The organism is Roseomonas sp. 18066 (genome assembly GCF_902706185.1).
Taxonomy (GTDB): Bacteria; Pseudomonadota; Alphaproteobacteria; order Acetobacterales; family Acetobacteraceae; genus Pseudoroseomonas.
In genome coordinates this window covers 1-1,234 of sequence record NZ_CACSJM010000319.1, presented here as the reverse complement: position 1 = coordinate 1,234, position 1,234 = coordinate 1, and the positions used below count along the sequence as shown (strand labels likewise).

Below are 1,234 nucleotides of genomic sequence, written 5' to 3'. Positions count from 1 at the left end.
TAAGAGACAGGGCCGGGCAGGCCGGGGGCGGGGCGGGGGCCGCGCAGCGCCCGGCGCTCCAGCAGGCGCACCGCCTCCATCCATTCGGAGCGGGTCTGGCCGCCGGCGGTCAGCGGGTGTTTCAACAATGCCAGCAGCGAGACCGGCGCGAAGCCTTCGGCGACGGCGCGGGCGAGCAGGCGCAGATAGGCGCCGGTGGGCGTCTGGCCGAGCGGCTGGCCGGCGGAATCATCCGCCACCACGCCATGCCGGGTCAGCTCGGCGGCGACGCGGCGGCCGAGGTCGCGGTCGGGGGTGATCAGCGCCGCGCGGCTGCCGGGGGTTTCCAGCGCCTCGCGCAGCAGCAGGGCGATGGCGACGGCCTCGGCCTGGACATCGGGGGCGTCGAGCAGGGACAGGCCGTCCAGCGCGGGGCGCCAATGCTCGGGGCGGCGGTGCAGCCAGGCGTCGATGCCGGCGGCGGGGCGCAGCGCGCAGGCCAGCAGCGCCGCGCGGCGTTCGAGGGCCGGGGCGGTGGCGAGCGCGGCCGGCCAGGGCTGCAGGTCGCCGGGGGTCGCGTCCATGGCCGAGAGCAGCCGCACCTGGCCTGACAGCGGATGGGTCGGGCTGTCGCCGATGGCGGCCCAGAGCTCGGGCGAGGTGACCTCGCCGGCGCCGTGCAGGACGACGCAGCCGTTCGGCAGCTGCGCCACCACCTTCAGCAGGGCGGCGGCGGCGGGGATGGTGCCGCCGGCGCCGATGCCGGCGGCGATGATCGGGTCGGCGGGGGGCTCCTGCTTCCAGGCGGTCGCCTGGGCCTCGAGGGCGGCGACGCGGCGGGGGCCGATATCCATCAGCCCCTGCTCGGCGAGCCAGCTGGACCAGGTGTCGAGGACGGCGCGCAGGAAGGTCAGGGTGACCTGCCAGTGGGTGGAGAATTCTTCTGGCACCAGCTCGGCCAGGCGGGCGTCGTCGGCGCCTTCGAGGGCGGTCTCGTCGAGCAGTTCCGCCAGCGCGGTGGCGAGGCGCCAGGCCTGCTCGGGGGTGTCGGGGCCGCCGAAGCGGGAGGGCAGGCGCATGACCAGGCTGGTCAGCACCGCCTGGCGCCGGGCCGGGTCCACCGCGGGGGGCAGGTCGAGCAGGGTGGGCAGGGCGAGCTCGTCGGCTTCCTGGGTGGAGAGGCCGGTCAGCGCCCGCATCCTGGGCAGCAGCAGGGTTTTCCCCTCGGCGGCCTGGAGGAAGGCTTCTCTCAGGG

General features: G+C 76.3%; 1 pseudogene. It reads right to left on the bottom strand.

Annotation, left to right across the window (positions count from 1 at the left end):
- Positions 1-1,234, bottom strand: a pseudogene (locus tag GVN67_RS29000) (double-strand break repair protein AddB); the annotation flags it as partial.